The 16377-nt window shown below is 66.0% G+C and carries 13 protein-coding genes; 3 read left to right on the forward strand and 10 right to left on the reverse strand.

What is annotated here, in order from left to right; genetic code table 11:
* Positions 1 to 143: 143 nt before the first annotated feature.
* The 7 genes from ABW18_RS14845 to ABW18_RS14875 all read right to left on the reverse strand — a co-directional run bounded on the left by ABW18_RS14845 (position 144) and on the right by ABW18_RS14875 (position 7259).
* A complete protein-coding gene (locus ABW18_RS14845) occupies positions 144 to 827 on the reverse strand; it encodes a TetR family transcriptional regulator (RefSeq protein WP_049699724.1) in 684 nt (227 codons plus the stop codon).
* Between the two features lie 83 nt (positions 828 to 910).
* A complete protein-coding gene (locus tag ABW18_RS14850; protein ID WP_049699725.1) occupies positions 911 to 2113 on the reverse strand; it encodes an acetyl-CoA C-acyltransferase in 1203 nt (400 codons plus the stop codon).
* Positions 2114 to 2166: 53 nt separating this feature from the next.
* Positions 2167 to 3150, reverse strand: coding sequence for an NADPH:quinone oxidoreductase family protein (locus ABW18_RS14855; RefSeq protein ID WP_049699726.1), 984 nt, complete (start codon positions 3148 to 3150; stop codon positions 2167 to 2169).
* A 79-nt stretch (positions 3151 to 3229) separates the two neighbouring features.
* Positions 3230 to 4375, reverse strand: coding sequence for an acyl-CoA dehydrogenase family protein (locus tag ABW18_RS14860; protein ID WP_049699832.1), 1146 nt, complete (start codon positions 4373 to 4375; stop codon positions 3230 to 3232).
* A 14-nt stretch (positions 4376 to 4389) separates the two neighbouring features.
* Positions 4390 to 5598 carry an acyl-CoA dehydrogenase family protein gene (locus ABW18_RS14865; protein WP_049699727.1) on the reverse strand — a complete coding sequence of 403 codons (1209 nt, stop codon included), beginning with the start codon at positions 5596 to 5598 and terminating at the stop codon, positions 4390 to 4392.
* A 53-nt stretch (positions 5599 to 5651) separates the two neighbouring features.
* Complete coding sequence (locus ABW18_RS14870; RefSeq protein WP_049699728.1) at positions 5652 to 6404, reverse strand: SDR family oxidoreductase; 753 nt, start codon at positions 6402 to 6404, stop codon at positions 5652 to 5654.
* 93 nt (positions 6405 to 6497) lie between these two features.
* Positions 6498 to 7259, reverse strand: coding sequence for an SDR family oxidoreductase (locus ABW18_RS14875; protein ID WP_049699729.1), 762 nt, complete (start codon positions 7257 to 7259; stop codon positions 6498 to 6500).
* A gap of 201 nt (positions 7260 to 7460) precedes the next feature.
* On the opposite strand from ABW18_RS14875, the gene ABW18_RS14880 reads away from it, so the two are divergent.
* From ABW18_RS14880 to ABW18_RS14890, 3 genes are read left to right on the forward strand one after another with little or no spacing between them, the layout of a single operon-like run.
* A complete protein-coding gene (locus tag ABW18_RS14880; protein ID WP_049699833.1) occupies positions 7461 to 7937 on the forward strand; it encodes a MaoC family dehydratase in 477 nt (158 codons plus the stop codon).
* Positions 7938 to 7984: 47 nt separating this feature from the next.
* On the forward strand, positions 7985 to 9496 hold the full coding sequence (locus tag ABW18_RS14885) for an AMP-binding protein (RefSeq protein ID WP_049699730.1): 1512 nt from the start codon (positions 7985 to 7987) through the stop codon (positions 9494 to 9496).
* Entirely contained in the window at positions 9493 to 10500 is a 1008-nt protein-coding gene (locus ABW18_RS14890; RefSeq protein WP_049699731.1) for an NADP-dependent oxidoreductase, read from the forward strand. The genes ABW18_RS14885 and ABW18_RS14890 overlap by 4 nt, the downstream gene beginning before the upstream one ends.
* A gap of 85 nt (positions 10501 to 10585) precedes the next feature.
* On the opposite strand, the gene ABW18_RS14895 is transcribed toward ABW18_RS14890, so the two are convergent.
* From ABW18_RS14895 to ABW18_RS14905, 3 genes are all read right to left on the reverse strand, one after another.
* Entirely contained in the window at positions 10586 to 13885 is a 3300-nt protein-coding gene (locus ABW18_RS14895; RefSeq protein ID WP_049699732.1) for an acetyl-CoA carboxylase family protein, read from the reverse strand.
* The gene (locus ABW18_RS14900; protein ID WP_049699733.1) at positions 13882 to 15606 is read right to left on the reverse strand and encodes an AMP-binding protein; all 1725 of its coding nucleotides are present in this window, start codon (positions 15604 to 15606) and stop codon (positions 13882 to 13884) included. The genes ABW18_RS14895 and ABW18_RS14900 overlap by 4 nt, the downstream gene beginning before the upstream one ends.
* 100 nt (positions 15607 to 15706) lie before the next feature.
* Entirely contained in the window at positions 15707 to 16363 is a 657-nt protein-coding gene (locus ABW18_RS14905; protein ID WP_049699734.1) for an HAD family hydrolase, read from the reverse strand.
* Between the last annotated feature and the right edge of the window lie 14 nt (positions 16364 to 16377).

A 16377-nucleotide genomic window follows, 5' to 3' on the forward strand; every position in this document is an offset into this window, starting at 1 on the left:
ACTCCTGTTGCTCGGCGGACGTCCGCTCTCGGACACAATCGGAGTTCAGTGTCATCGACGCCGCCGCAGGCGCCCACAGTTGAAATCGGCATGGATTCAAGTCGACGGCGCGCGCCGACCTGTTACCTGTTCGACGACGCCGGTCAACGGTCGTCGGACGGCTCCCACTGCGCCATCCCGAGGAACACGATGACCAACTGGCGCTGAGTGCGTTCGATGATCGCCGACTCCGCGCCTCTGCCGCGGTGCTCGCCGTCGAGAATGTCGGCGACGGCGGTCAGCATGATGCTCACGATGAGTTCGGCGGCGAGTTCGAGGTCGTCGGCGCTCCAGTCGGCGAGGTCGGGTATCCGCGACAGGTCGATGGCCAGTTCTTTCGAGAACAACCGCAACTCGGTGTCGATGGCCCGCCTGATCTCCGCCAGGCCGCCATGCTGTTCGCGGATCAGGAAGCGAAACGCCGGTTCGTTGTCGTGCACGTGCTGCAGCAGGATGTCGAGTGAGTTCTTCGCGGTCGGCAGTGCCTGCCGGGCGGCGAGGTCGCGGCGCCCTTCGCGCAGCGTGCGTCGCAGCACTCGCATCGAGTCCTCGACGAGCGTGACGCCGAGGTCTTCCATCGACGCGAAGTGCCGGTAGAAGGCGGTCGGGACGATGCCGGCACCCCGCGCGACCTCCCGCAGGCTGATACTTCCGAAGCTGCGTTCGGCGACGAGATCAAGCGTCGTGCCGATCAACGCCTGCCGGGTGCGGTTCTTGCGGTCGGCGCGAGTCTCGGCGTCAGCCTCCCGACCGCCATGGGCGGAGCCGGAGCGTCGAGTCCTGGTCACCTGCCCGAGCTTATCTTGCCGCAGGTCAGGCCGACCAACCGCAGTCGCTCACGCCGACGCTCCGCCACCCGGTCGGCGACCCCTCAGCCGGCCAACTCGAACAGTCCCGCGGCGCCCATACCTCCGCCGATACACATCGTCACCACGCAATAGCGGACGCCGCGTCGTCGACCCTCGATCAACGCATGCCCGACGCAGCGCGCGCCCGTCATGCCGTAGGGATGACCCACCGAGATGCCGCCGCCGTCGACGTTGAACCTCTCCGGATCGATTCCGAGTTCGTCGCGGCAGTAGAGGGCCTGAGACGCGAAAGCCTCATTGAGCTCCCACAGACCGATGTCGTCGACGGTCAGCCCGTGCTGCTTGAGCAGTTTCGGCACCGCGAATACCGGCCCGATCCCCATCTCGTCGGGGGCGCATCCCGCAACGGCCATGCCGCGGTAGACGCCGAGCGGCTGCAATCCACGTCGCGACGCTTCGGCGGCTTCCATCAGTACCGACGCCGACGCGCCGTCGGACAACTGCGACGCATTACCGGCCGTGACGGTCGACGTCGCGGTGACGGCTCCGTCGGGAAGCACCGCGCGCAGACCGGCGAGTGACTCGCTCGTCGTCGAGGGACGGTTGCCTTCATCGCGATCGAGCATGACCTCCTGCTCCGACGTCTCACCCGTTTCCTTGTCGACGACCAGCTTGGTGGTCCGTAGCGGCACGATCTCTTCTGCGAACCGACCTGCCTCCTGCGCTGCCGCCGTCCGCTGTTGGGAGATCAGCGCAAGCTCGTCCTGCCGCTCCCGACTGACGCCGTACCGTTCGGCGACGATCTCCGCGGTCTGCAGCATCGGCATGTAGATATCACCGACGTTGGCAACGAGCCACGGGTCCTGAGCCCGGTAGTTGTTCGCGTGGTCGTTCTGCACCAACGAGATCGACTCGACGCCGCCACCGATCGCGATCTCCATGCCGTCGTCGACGATCTGCTTGGCGGCCGTCGCGATGGCCATCAGGCCGGACGCGCACTGCCGGTCGACGCTCATGCCCGACACCGAGTTGGGCAGTCCCGCACGCAGCAGCGCCTGGCGGGCGATGTTGAACCCGGTCGAGCCCTGCTGCATGGCGGCACCGAGCACGACGTCCTCGACCTCGCCTCCCTCAATACCTGCCCGCGACACCGCATGGGCGATGGCGTGCCCGGCGAGCTCTTGTGCCTGGGTGTTGTTGAACGCTCCTCGGTACGCCTTCCCGATCGGGGTCCGTGCGGTGGAGACGATGACTGCTTCGCGCATGAGTGTCTGTTCTTTCTGGTGCTGGTGTTATCGCTTTGAGGTGGACGGCGGGCTCAGGGAATGAACACGAGGCGACCGACGGTCGTGCCCTCGCCGAGACGACCGACACCGCCGGCAACGTCGGACAGCGCAAGTCGTTCGCCCACAAGAGGTTTGACAAGACCCTTGTCGGCCAACCGGGTCAGTTCGGCGTGGCACTCATCGATGACCGCCGGGTTCTTGGTCTGATAGAGACCCCAGTGCAGCCCGACGATCGAGTAGTTCTTGATCAACGCATGGTTGAGTGCCGGTTGCGGAATGGTGCCACCCGCGAAGCCGATCACCACGATGCGCCCCTCAAATGCGATGCACTTGGTCGATCCGGCGTACGCGTCGCCGCCCACCGGGTCGAAGACGATGTCGGCGCCGTGGCCTCCGGTGAACTCCTTGACCGCAGACACGAAGTCCTCGGAGCGTCGATCGACGACCAGATCTGCACCGAGTTCCTTGGCGTACAACGCCTTTTCGGGTCCACCCACGACACCGATGACCTGCGCACCCGCAGCCTTACCCAATTGCACTGCCGCACTGCCGACGCCTCCTGCGGCCGCGTGCACGAGCAGGTAGTCGCCCTCGGCGATCTGCGTCCGACGGTGCAGCGCGAACCATGCGGTCTGGTAGCCGATGCTCAACGCGGCGGCCTCGGCGTCGTCGAGGGCATCGGGAGCGTGAAAGACGTTGGCCTGATTCATCAGCGCGTACTCGGCGAAAGCCCCGCCGGGAAGAATCGGGTTTCCGACGACCCGCTCGCCGACAACGGCACGATCGACTCCCTCACCGACGGCGACAACCTCACCGCACAGTTCGACGCCCGGCGTGAAGGGCAGCGGCGGCTTGATCTGGTACTTGCCCTGGCAGAGCAGGACGTCGGGGAAGTTGGCAGGCGTGGCAAGCACTTTCACCAGGACCTCGCCGGGACCGGCCGTGGGTGTGTCGACCTCTTCGAGGGTCAGAACGTCGCGGGGGTCACCGAGTTCGTTGACGCGCCAGGCTTTCATGAATGTGTCTCCTTCTGTGGACTACGAATGTCGTTGTGGGGTAAGCGGTGCTGAAGGCTGTGCCTGCGGCAAGTAGGAGTCAGCCTGCGAGACCGATCAATTCGGCGAGGCGTCGGCGATGCCAGTAGCCGGTTCCTAACGCGAGTTGATCGGCCTTGGCCCGTTTCAGGTAGAGATGCGCCGGGTACTCCCAGGTCATCCCGATACCGCCGTGGAGCTGCACACATTCTTCGGCAGCGCGTACGGCGACGTCTCCGCAGTACGACGCCGCCATGTGCGCCGCGATGGCCGCATCGAGGTCGCCGTGCGCCGCGGTGTCCGCGGCATAGCGGGCGGCCGCCCGTGCCGAACTGACTTCGAGCCACAGGTCGGCCAGTCGGTGTTTGATTGCCTGGTACGAGCCGATCACCCTGCCGAACTGTCGACGCTCCTTCACGTACGCCAGCGTCGTGTCGAGGCACCACTGCGCCACGCCGTACTGTTCGGAGGCCAACAGTGCCACCGCGGTGGTGATGGCCGCGCTCAGCGCGGTTGCGGCGTCGGCGGTGTCGACCCGATTGGCGCAGACCCCGACCAGCTCGACGTCGGCGAGCGGACGCGTCATATCCAGCGACACAACGGGTTCGACGACGACTCCGGCAGCATCCGCAGCCACCACATGCAGCTCCAACCCGTCCGAACCGTTGACCGGGATGACGAGCAGATCCGCCTGCGACGCACCGGCGACCGTCTCGACCCTGCCGTTCAGGACCCCGTCGACGACGTCGACCGACGCAGCAATGGCACCGGGCGTCGTCGAGAACGGAATCAGCAGTGCTCCCGTCTGCTCGCCGGCGGCCAGAGCACTGACCGTGTCGACGTCGCCGGCGTGTAGGAGCGCCTCGGTGGCGAGTACCGCGCTCGTCAGGAACGGGGTGGGTGCCACGGCACGACCGATCTCCTCGAAGACCACGGCGGCCTCCCGCTCGGTCGCCCCCGCACCGCCGAGGTGTTCGGGCACAAGCAATCCCGCGACACCGATCTCGTTGGCGAGCGACTTCCAGAGCGCAGCGGTGTCGACCGTCGGCTCGTCGTAGCTCGCCGACAGCGCAGCGGGATCGATGCGGTCGTCGAAGAGCCTGCGCACTGCGGCACGCAGCGCCTCCTCGGTATCGCCATAGGCAAGGTCCGGCTGCCCGGACTGCGGTGCAGTCGTCGGCGCGGCGGCGGGTGCGGTTGCGGTCATGGGTGCGGTTGTGGTCACCGTGGTAGGTCCTTCCATGCGATTCCCTTGTCGACGCGGTGTTCCGGCGGCAGGCCGAGCACGCGTTCGGCCACGACGTTGCGCAGGATCTCCGACGTTCCGCCCTCGATCGAGTTGCCCTTTGCCCGCAGATACCGGTATCCGGGTCCGCGTCCGGTGAAGTCGACGGTCTCCGGGCGGCGCAGCGTCCAGTCGTCGTAGCGCAGTCCTTCGTCGCCGGCCAACTCGAGTTCGAGTCCCGAGATCGCTTGTGCCTGACGGGCAAAAGCCAGCTTCATCGCGGAGCCCTCGGGGCCCGGTTGGCCCGCCGCGAGTTGTTGGCGAAGGCGTTCTCCGGCGAGACGGGTGACCTCTGCGTCGATCCACAGTTGCATCACCCGATCCAACGCCGCGGGCTCACGGTCGTCCGGATTCTGGCGCCACCACTGCGCGAGCTTGCCGATCATCCCACCCTCGCGAGGAGCACCGGAGCCGATGGCAACCCGCTCGTTGTTGAGAGTCGTTGTGGCAACACGCCATCCGTTGCCGACGTCGCTGATGCGGTCGGCGTCGGACACACGGACGTCGGTGAGGAAAACCTCGTTGAACTCCGCTTCACCGGTGATCTGCCGCAGTGGCCGGATCTCGATACCCGGTGTACTCATGTCGACGATGAAGTACGTGAGCCCGGAGTGTTTGACGGCGCCGGGATCGGTGCGCGCCACCAGGATTGCGCGTTGGGCGTTGTGCGCGCCCGATGTCCACACCTTTTGACCGTTGACCACCCACGAGTCGCCGTCGCGAACCGCACGCGTTGCCACGCCTGCGAGGTCCGACCCCGCTCCCGGTTCGCTGAACAACTGGCAGTAGATGTGTTCACCGGTGTAGAGCGGACGCAGGAAACGGGCGCGTTGTTCCTCGGTGCCGAGTGCAGCGATCGTCGGTGCCGCCATTCCCAGTCCGATTCCGTTGCGACCGCGCGCGGGCCCCGGAGCACCGGCCGCGTCGAGCGCGGCGTCGACGCCCGCCTGATAGGTCTGCGCAATTCCGAGTCCACCGTGCCCGACCGGGAAGTGCACCCAGGCCAGTCCGGCATCGAAACGGGCACCGAGGAAATCGCTTTCGGACGTCTCGGTCGGCGGGTGGGTGGCGAGCAGCCGGGTCACGCGCGCGTCGAGGTCGGCGGTGATGTCGTCGGATACCGACGCTGGAGCATCCGTGAGCACTGGGCATCGATCCTTTCGGGTAGGGGTGGGATTCAGCGGAGAGGCGCGTGCCGTCAGTCCTTCGGTCCCCCGGCCACGTAGACGACCTGGCCGGAGACGAATCCCGCGCCCTCGGACACGAAGAACGAGGCAGTGTGGGCGATGTCCTCCGGCTTTCCGGTTCGTGCAACGGGAATCGCTGCGGCACTGGCCTTCTTGAGCTCGTCGAAGTCGACGCCCATCCGCGCGGCGGTCGCCGCGGTCATGTCCGTCTCGATGAACCCTGGCGCGATGGCGTTGGCCGTGACACCGAACTTGCCCAACTCGATCGCGAGTGTCTTGGTGAAGCCCTGCATGCCCGCCTTGGCCGCGGAGTAGTTGGCCTGACCACGATTACCGAGCGCCGATGTGCTCGACAGATTCACGATCCGACCCCATCCGGCGTCGACCATGTGCTTCTGCGCGGCCTTGCTGACGTTGAAGGCGCCACGCAGATGCACCGCCATGACCGTGTCCCAGTCGTCGACGCTCATCTTGAACAGGAGGTTGTCGCGCAGCACGCCCGCATTGTTGACGACGACCGTCGGAGCACCGAGCTCAGCGACAACCTTCTCGACGGCAGCGTTGACCGATGCCTCGTCGGAGACGTCGGCGCCCACGGCGATCGCTTTGCCGCCGCCCGCGGTGATTGCGGCTACGGTGTCGGCGCATGCCGCGGCGTCGAGATCGAGCACTGCGACGGCAAGTCCGTCGTCGGCAAGCCTTTTCGCGATTGCGGCGCCGATTCCGCGCGCTGCTCCGGTGACGATCGCTACCTTCTGGGCCATGGTGTTTCCTCCGTTGTTCGGTATTGGGGTATTCGACTGTGCTGGATGTGAATGTGGTTGTGAGCGTCGATGTGTGGTCGTGCCGCGGGCGGATTAGCGATACTGCGAGGCGTCGCCGAGTCGCTGACCGCCGTCGATCACCATCACCTCGCCGGTCATCCACGACGACGCGTCGGAGGCGAGAAAGACGATGGCCGACGCGATGTCCTCGGGCTCGCCGATGCGGCCGAGCGGCGTGGCAGCGGCAACCTGCGGCTCGTGCTCTCGCCACAGCGCCTCGGCGAGCTTGGTGCGGACGACGCCGGGCGCGACGCCGTTCACCCGGATGCGCGGAGACAACTCGAGCGACAGTTGCTCGGTGAGGTAGATCAGCGCCGATTTCGTGGTGTTGTACACGCCGATGTTCGCCTCGTGGACCATCCCGCCGATCGACGCGGTGTTGATGACCGATCCCCCGTGCTCACCCATCCACGCCTGTACGGCGAGCTTCGTCCACAGCAGGGGCGCCCAGAGGTTCACGTCGACGGTCTTGGCAAATCGTGCGTGGTCCTGGGCGATGAGCGGGCCCGCGGCAGGGTTGGTCCCGGCGTTGTTCACCAGGATGTCGATGCTGCCGAACCGTTCCAGCGTGAGTTCGACGCAGCGTTGCGCGGCGTCCTCGTCGACAGCGTGGGCCGCGACGCCGAGTGCGCGAGGTCCGATCTGAGCCGCCGCGGCGTCGGCCGACTCCTGCTTGCGCGAGGTGACGACCACGTTGGCGCCCGCGTCGGCCAACGCAGCCGCGGCGGCGAGGCCGATACCGCGCGAGGCACCCGACACCAGTGCCGTCCGTCCGGTGAGGTCGTGAGATGTCATGGCGCAGAGATCCTTTCGATGGTGATCAGGTCGACGCACCCGCGGGGCGTCGTCGACGGCGTCGTTGAGAATCCGCTCGCGAGGCAGAGCGCCCCCTCACAAACCGACCCATAACGTGATCGCAGTCTCGACAACCATCTATAGTTGAAGGTGATTTCAGATTCAACATCGCCCCGTGGCGATCTGATCACAGGAGGAACCTTGACCACAGCAACACAGCCCGTCCGCCCGACCACGGCCGCCGATCTCGCCGAGCTGGTCGGAACCGAACTCGGGCCGACGCCGTGGTACGCCGTCGAGCAGGACCGGGTGAATGCCTTCGCCGACGCCACCGACGACCACCAGTGGATCCATCTCGACACCGAGCGTGCTGCCGCCAGCGATCTCGGCGGGACGATCGCGCACGGCCTGCTCACCCTGTCCCTCGGGCCCCACCTGTCGAGCCAGCTGATTAGGTTCGACGGTTTCGCACACAGCCTCAACTACGGCTACAACAAGGTCCGCTTCCCCGCTCCCGTGCCGGTCGGTTCGCGCGTGCGTATGCGCGTCACCGTCGTGTCCGCCGACGAGGTCTCCGGCGGCATCCAGGTGGTGACGTCGCAGGTCATGGAGCGCGAGGGCTCCGACAAGCCGGTGATGGTCGCCGAATCGATCGCCCGGGTCGTCGCCGCGTCCTGACGTGCACAACGACGTGTCCACCCACTTTGATCTGAAAGGCAACTCCCATGGTCAATCTCATCGACCCCGTCGTGCGTCACGCGACGACACGGCCCGATGCGACCGCTCTTCTCGGTGACTCGACGTCACTGAACTACGGCGAGTTCTACGACGCGGCGTTGGCCTATGCCGGTGCGCTGCGTGATGCGGGCATCCGACGCGGAGACCGCGTGCTGCTCGCGGCACCGTCGGTCCCCGAGTTCGCGATTGCGTACATGGGCATTCAGGCACTCGGCGCCACCGTGATCACCGTCAACACGATGTCCACAAGCGCAGAGGTCGGCTACTTCCTGAGCAACTCCGAGGCGTCACTGGCCATCGGGCACGTCACGCTCGGCCCAGCAGTCGCCGACGCGGCAGCCGGGGCCGGTGTTCCCTCGTGGCAACTCGATGCCTCGGCGCTGAGTCCCGGCAACGTGACCGCGACACCGCTCGAGGCCCCCGTCGACCGTGCACCCGACGAGACCGCCGCCCTGCTCTACACCTCTGGCACCACCGGGAAGCCCAAAGGCGCCGAACTGACCGTCAAGAACCTCCTGTCGGCCGGAGAGGTGGCAGGCGAGGTCAGCCGGGGTACCGCAGACGACAGGCTGGGCACCGGACTGCCGCTGTTCCACGTCTTCGGTCAGGCGTCGGTGATGATGGCGGCCTTCACCACGGGCGCATCGATGTCGCTGCTGAGTCGTTTCACACCGCGCGGAATGATCGACATGCTCGCCCGCGATCGGCTGACAGTGCTGTGCGGCGTCCCGACCATGTGGAACGCGATGCTGCACGAGGCAACGGAAGCGGACGCCGAAGGGTTTGCACATCTGCGCGTTGCCGTCTCCGGCGGAGCGTCGCTTCCCGGGGAGATCGCACGCGCCTTCGAGGAGCGCTTCGGGTGCACCCTGCTCGAGGGTTACGGGCTGACCGAGACCACCGCGATGGCGACGTTCAACGACATCGACCGCGGCGGAAAGATAGGCAGCACCGGCGCCGTGGTTCCGCGGATGCGCGTCGAGGTACGCGACGCCGACGGGGCCGTGTGCGCACCGGGCGTCGTCGGTGAGGTGTTCATCGCGGGCGACATGGTGTTCAAGGGTTACTGGCGCAATGAGGAGGCGACCGCCGCGGCACTGTCGCACGACGGTTGGTTCCGCACAGGCGATCTCGGCGAGATCGATGTCGACGGCGATCTGCGGATCGTCGACCGCGTCAAGGATCTGATCATCCGTGGTGGTTACAACGTCTATCCCGGCGAGGTGGAGGAAATCCTCTATCAGCATCCCGATGTGGTCGAAGCCGCAGTCGTCGGCGTACCCGACAGCCACTACGGCGAAGAAGTCGCGGCGGTCGTCGTACTGACGGCGGGAGCAACGACCACTCACGACGACATCGAGTCGTGGTGCCGAGAGCGTCTGTCCGCCTACAAGATTCCCCGCATGGTCTTGTTCGTCGACGAGCTCCCCAAGGGATCGACCGGAAAGATCCTCAAACGCAACATCGATCGCACGGCCCTGAGGAGGACCACCGCATGAGTGCAGTCAACCGCCAGATCAGACTCGCAGCACGACCCACGGGTGAGATCGACGAGAACACATTCACCGTCACCGAGGAACCGATCCCACAACCGTCGGCGGGCGAGTTCGTTGTCGCCGTCGACTATGTCTCGGTCGATCCCGCCATGCGCGGTTGGCTCGACGACGTGCCGTCGTACATCCCTCCGGTGGGCATCGGCGAGGTGATGCGCGCACACGCCGTCGGCACCGTCGTGGCGTCGGAGAATGACAAGTACCCCGTGGACACCGTGGTGTCCGGACCGTTCGGTGCGCAGGAGTACGCCGTGTCCGACGGCCACGACATCATGGTGGTCGATACCGATCTCGCGCCCGCACCGACCTGGCTCGGCGCGCTCGGATTCCCCGGGATGACAGCGTATTTCGGGCTGCTCGACGTCGCACAGACGAAGCCTGGCGACACCGTGCTGATTTCGGGCGCGGCGGGCGCCGTCGGCAGCGTCGCCGGGCAGATCGCAAAGCTGATGGGCTGCAGGGTGATCGGGGTGGCCGGTGGCGAGCGCAAGTGCTCATGGCTGACCGACGAACTCGGATTCGACGCTGCCATCGACTACAAGCAGGGTTCCATCGGCAGGCCGCTGCGTGCGGCCGCTCCTGAGGGCGTCGATGTGTACTTCGACAATGTCGGCGGCGATATCCTCAATTCGGCTCTGGCACAGTTGCGTACGCACGCGCGCGTGGCGATCTGCGGAGCCATCTCGGGCTACAACGCCACGACACCACCGCCCGGACCGTCGCGCTACCTGTCGCTGTTGATCAACCGCGCATCGATGGCGGGATTCATCATCTTCGACTACCGGCGTCGCTACCCGGAGGCCCAGGCCGCATTGCAGGCCTGGATTCGGTCGGGTCAGATCACCGCGGCCGAGCAGGTCGAAAAGGGCGACATCACCGCGTTCGGCGACACGCTCGCCATGCTGTTCTCGGGCGCCAACACGGGCAAGCTGGTGTTGCAGATCCGCTAGTACCCGCTGGAACGAAACCCAGAGCGGGGGAGGAAATTTCCTCCCCCGCTCTGGGTTTTGTGGTGCTGTTGTAGTTGTGTCGCTCTTACTGGTGTCGCTGACGACCGAGCTGACGAATCCAGGCCCGTGAGTCGGCGGGGTCGATCACGTCGTCGAGTTCGAAGGTCGTGGCCGAGTGCAGCGCCTTGCCGTGTTCGTACGCCTTCGCCACCAACTCGGCGAACAACGCGTCCCGCTCGGCAGGATCGTCGATCGCCTCGAGTTCCTTTCGGAATCCCAGTCGTACCGAGCCCTCCAGTCCCATCGGACCGATCTCGCCGGTCGGCCACGCGACGGTGAACTGCGGTGCGTGGAATGAACCGCCCGCCATCGCCATCGCCCCGAGCCCGTAGCCCTTGCGTAGGATGATCGTTCCCAACGGCACCGTCAGCCGCGCACCCGCGACGAACAACCGCGAGAACCGCCGCACGGTCGCGTGCTCCTCGGACTCAGGCCCCACCATGAATCCCGGTGTGTCGCACAGGGTCACCACCGGGAGCCTGTGCGCTTCGCACATTTCCAGGAAGTCGGCAGCCTTGTCGGCGGCCTCCGCGTCGATCGCGCCACCGAGGTGCGCACTCGAGTTCGCGACCACCCCGTATGCCACGCCTTCGACTCGGATCAGCGCGGTGACGACTCCCATGCCGTAGTCAGCCCGCACCTCGAGCGTCGAGGCGGGATCCGCAATGGAGTCGATCGCCTCGCGAACGTCGTAGGCGCGCAGTCGATTCTCGGGGACCACGTGTCGGGAGAGCCTGGTGTCCGGCGCGTCCCAGTAGACGACGTCGCCCTGGAAGTACGCCAGGTATCGACGAGCCAGATCGACGGCGTCGGCTTCGTCGCGCGCCGCGATGTGTACGACGCCGTTGCGACGCTGAAGCTCGACCGGACCGATGTCCTCGGGGCGGAAGACACCAAGACCGCCGCCCTCGACCATCGCCGGACCGCCCATGCCGATGTTGGCCTCGGGTGTGGCGATGAGGACGTCGCACGCTCCGGCGAGTGCGGCGTTGCCCGCGAAGCACCGTCCCGAGACAACAGCGATCGTCGGGACCCGACCGCGCAACGAGGCCATCTCGCGGAACGTGTTGAGCTCCAAGCCCGCCGCGCCGTTGGCATCGGTATCGCCCGGCCGGCCTCCACCGCCCTCGGCGAAAAGCACCAGCGGAACGTTCTTGCGCTTGGCCAACTCGATCAGCCGATCGGTCTTGGCGTGGTTACGCAATCCCTGCGTGCCCGCAAGCACCGTGTAGTCGTACGAGATCACCACAGCTTCAGCAGCTTTGGCACCAAACCGGTCGGCGCCGATCGTCGCGACGCCGCCGACCAGTCCGTCCGCGGGAGTGTTCGCGACGAGATCTTCTTCGGTGCGGCGCGTGCGCTGGGCTGCAAGAGCCAAGGCCCCGTACTCGACAAAGCTGTCCTCGTCGACGAGGTCGGTGATGTTCTCGCGAGCGGTACGTCGACCGATTCGGTGGCGCTTGGCAACCGCGTCGGGACGCGCGGCGTCCAGCGTCACCTCGTGCCGCGCGTTGATCTCGGCGAGATCGGGCCGGATGTGGTCCGGGTCGATCTCAGCGCGAGTCTCGACATCTGCATCACCGCCGGCGGCTCCGATGACCGCCAACGGTTGACCGGTTGCGACGGCCTGACCCGGTTCGACCAGCGCCCGGATCAGTGTTGCCGCGGTGGGCATCGACACGGTGTGCTGCATCTTCATCGCTTCCAGCACGACGAGTGCCGTACCGGGCGCTGCGGCGACGCCCGCCTCCGCCACCTCGACGACCACGCCCGACATCGGGGCCACCAGCACGTCCTCGCCGTCGGCGAGTTCGACGTCGAGGACCGGTGCCGCGGCGTCGTCGGCGATCGGCGCGGCCGCGCCTGCGGTGTCGAAATCGGTTGCGCGCGCGACGAGTTCGTCGATTTGTTCGCCGAGGTATCTCGTCGTGACCGAGCCTGCGCCGAATGTCTTGTCGCCGAGTATCGCGCGTAGCAGGCCGACGTTGGTCGCGACGCCGTCGATGACGAATTCGCCCAACGCATCGGCGGTCTTGCGCGTCGCGATGGTGAAGTCACCCCGCGCGGTGTGGCCGATCACCTTGGCGAGCAACGAATCGTAGCGCGGGCTCGTCGTGAGACCCGGCCGCCCGAACGTGTCCACCCGTACCCCGGGTCCCGTTGGCGCAGAGAACGATCGCAACGTGCCCGATTGCGGCACTGTTGTGCCATCCGGGGTTGTGGTCTCCATGTTCACGCGAGCCTGGATCGCGACACCGGCCGTATCCACGGGTGTTCCGGTCACGGCTTCACCGTCGGAGGTGATGCCCGCGGGTAGCCCCAGCTCTCCGAAGCGCCGGTCTGCGGCGATGGCCAACCCGATCTCGACGAGGTCGCAACCGGTCACCTCTTCGGTGATGGTGTGCTCCACCTGAATTCGCGGATTGACCTCGAGGAAAACGAACCGATCGCCCGCGACGAGGAACTCGACCGTCGCCAGCCCGCGATATCCATTGGCGGCACACAGCCGTGCCGCGCACGCGTGCAGTCCGGCACGCATCTCGTCGGAGAGATGTTGTGCCGGTGCGATCTCGATGAGCTTCTGATGTCTGCGCTGCACACTGCAGTCGCGATCACCGAGCGCGAGTGCTGTTGTTCCTGACGCCCCAGTTCCTGAAGCTCCTGTCCCCGAGGCGGACTCCGCCGAGATGATCTGCACCTCGATGTGCCGCGCCGAACCGCAGAGTTCCTCGGCGAACAGGTCCGCGTTGCCGAATCCTGCCTGCGCCTCTGCGGCACATGCCTTCATCGCGTCGGCGATCTGGTCGGCAGAGGTGACCTCGCGCATGCCTCGACCGCCACCGCCTGCAACCGCTTTGATCATCACGCCCGACGGGTGTGCGGCAAGCAGTTGGGCGACCTGCGCCTCGTCGACACCGCTCTCGGTGGCGTCGAGTACGGGTACATCTGCGGCGATCGCTGCTCGTCTGGCCGACGCCTTGTCGCCGAACGTCTCGAGAGCCTCCGCCGACGGACCGACGAACCGTAGCCCTGCGGCAGCGCAGGCACGCGCCAAACGTGGCTCCTCGCTGAGGAATCCGTATCCGGGATGAATAAACGTGGCCCCGGTGCGCTGTGCGGCGTCGATGATCGCGTCGACGTCGAGGTACGCCTGCGCCCCGACGCCCTCGAGCGCGACGGCCTCGTCGGCGGCACTGACGTGTGGTGACTGCGCGTCGTCGGCGGCATACACCGCGACGACGCGATGCCCGGTTTCCCGCGCGGTGCGGATGATGCGGAGTGCGATCTCCCCGCGGTTCGCCACGAGGACGGTTGCTGAACTCATGCTTTGCCAACCTTCGCGAAGAGATCGCCCTTGCGGACCTTGCCCGTCGCGGTCATCGGAAGTTGTTCGATGATCTCGACCTCGGGCACCTTGTAGCCTGCCATGTTCTGTCGAGCCCATGCGACGATCTCGTCGGCCGTGAGCTTCTCTCCGCCGCGTAGTTGCACAAATGCGAAGGCGATCTGACCTCGTCGTCGATCCGGTTTGGGTACCACCGCAGCCTTGTCGACGGCCGGATGAAGCATCAGCAGCGACTCGACCTCGGAGGGGAAGACGCTCATGCCGTTGGTCTTGATCATCTCTTTGTTGCGCGCCAGGTAGTGCAGCGCTCCGCGGTCACTGAACTTGCCGAAATCGCCTGTCTGGAGCCAACCGTCGCGCAATGCGTCGGCAGTAGCCTCGGGATTGCGGTGGTAGCCGAGCATCACCGACGGACTACGCACGATGATCTGACCCTCGCTACCGAGCGGAACCGGATTGCCATCGGCGTCGACGATCAGGATGTCGGTTCCGGGAACGGGCACGCCGCAGAACACCGGGTCGCCCAACAGATCGTAGTCGTCGGCGGAATAGCCAAGCGTGATGGTGTCCGCGGTGTGCGTTTCGGTCATCCCGTAGCTGCCTTCGCGCAACGTGTTCCCGGTCGCCTCACGCCAGCGAGCCCGGACCGTCGGGTCGAGTTTGGACACAAACGACACCGCGAGCGGGTTGGTCAACGATGTGAGGTCGTGCGTCGAAAAGTCTTCGCGCTCCATCAATTCGATGTAGTTGTCGACGGTGCCGATCATCGAATCCACGCGATAGTTCTCGATGCTGTCGAGTACGACACGCGCGTCCCATCTCGTCAGCAAGACGACGGTGTCGCCGTTCACCAGCGGGACCAGGATGCCGGTGTCCTCCCCTGCGATCCAGAACACCGGCATGAAAACCAGCGACGCGCCATGCACGGCCCCGACCCGACGACCATGGGCCGCAGTCGCCGTCACGGCGGTGTAGAGCATGTGCGCCTGAGTGTGCTGACAGCCCTTGGGCATTCCGGTCGTCCCGCCCGTATAGTTCAGCGCGGCAAGACGATCGGGGTCGACCTCCGGGAAGTCGGCAGGCGCAGGCGTTGCGACGATCCGAGCCCAGTCCGTCTCCTGCCCGGTGCGCTCGAACGGCGCGTCGGGACTGTCCGCGAGCAGCATGTCGGAGGGATCCGTCGTCGCGACGACGCGCACCTGAGTGCGATCGCGAACCGCGTCGACGAGGCCGGCGAGCGCGGGTTGGGTCAGCACCACACTCACCTCGGCGTCGGCGAGTTCATGAGCGAGTTCGTGCTCGCGCAGCATCGGATTCACGGGCACATGGACGGCACCCAGTTTGAGGATCGCGAGCATCGTGATGTGGAACTGCGGACAGTTGCCCAGGTACAGGCCAACGCTGTCGCCGACGCCAATCCCCTGAGCGCGTAGCCAGCCGGCGACGCTGTCGGATAGTGCGTCGTATTCGGCATAGGTGATCTCGCGTCCATAGAAGGCGATCGCGACCGCAGCGGGAGTCTCGCGTGCCCAGTGCCGCAGGTAACCGACGATGCCCTGCGCGTCGACCGAGGATTCCACGGTCCGCGGGACGTCGACCGGCCAGTGCGCCTGCTGGACGCGGCCGACCTCGGCCAACGCGCTCTCGAGCGGGTCGTCGACTGCTGGTGTCGGCGAGGTGGTCGTCGTTGAGGTGTTCACAGTGCATCTCCTCGGATTTCGATCATGCGTCCACGCGGTGGACATCTGCGGTGCCGACATCACGGTCCGACCTCGACACAGTTGGCTGCCTACAAAGAACTCATGCGGTTGCGGGCAGCCCGAACGTCTCGCTCAGTTGCCTCGCGGTGTCAGCGCCGTCGGTATGGAGGACCCCCGCGATCCCGAGCTTCGCTGCACCGTCGAGGTTCTGTTGGAGGTCGTCGATCATCACCGATTCGTGCGGGGCCACTCCGAGCCTTTCGCACGCGATCTCGAAGATCCGACGCGATGGCTTGCGTATCCCGACCTCTGAGGAGATGACGACGACATCCGCGAGCTCACTCAAGTCGAAACCCGCATAGGTATCTCGTCCGAATGCGTTGGACACCAGGGCAACCGGAACCGATGCAGCGCGCAGCCTGCTCAGCATCGCGACCGTCTCGTCGTCACGCTCGAGTCGATGCTGCATTCTCGCGGAGAGTCCTTCGGAGGAGACAGTCACGCCATGCGCCCCGAGCCGGGCGGCGAAACCCACATCGAAGGTCTCGGCGTCGATCCGACCTGCTTCATGATCGGCGAGCAACGTGCGCGATTGCTCGTCGTGTCCGAGCAGATGCAGCGGCAGGTCGCGGTCACCGATCTCGGTGCCGAAGCCGCGGAACGCGTCGAGCACGCTGGTGGTCACCACTCCCCCGAAGTCGACGAGTACGGCTGATCGCGTAGTTGAACTCGATCGCACAGTTGAACTTGAGGTCATATTCAATTTGTAAC

Source organism: Gordonia jacobaea, assembly GCF_001186365.1.
Lineage (GTDB): Bacteria > Actinomycetota > Actinomycetes > Mycobacteriales > Mycobacteriaceae > Gordonia > Gordonia jacobaea.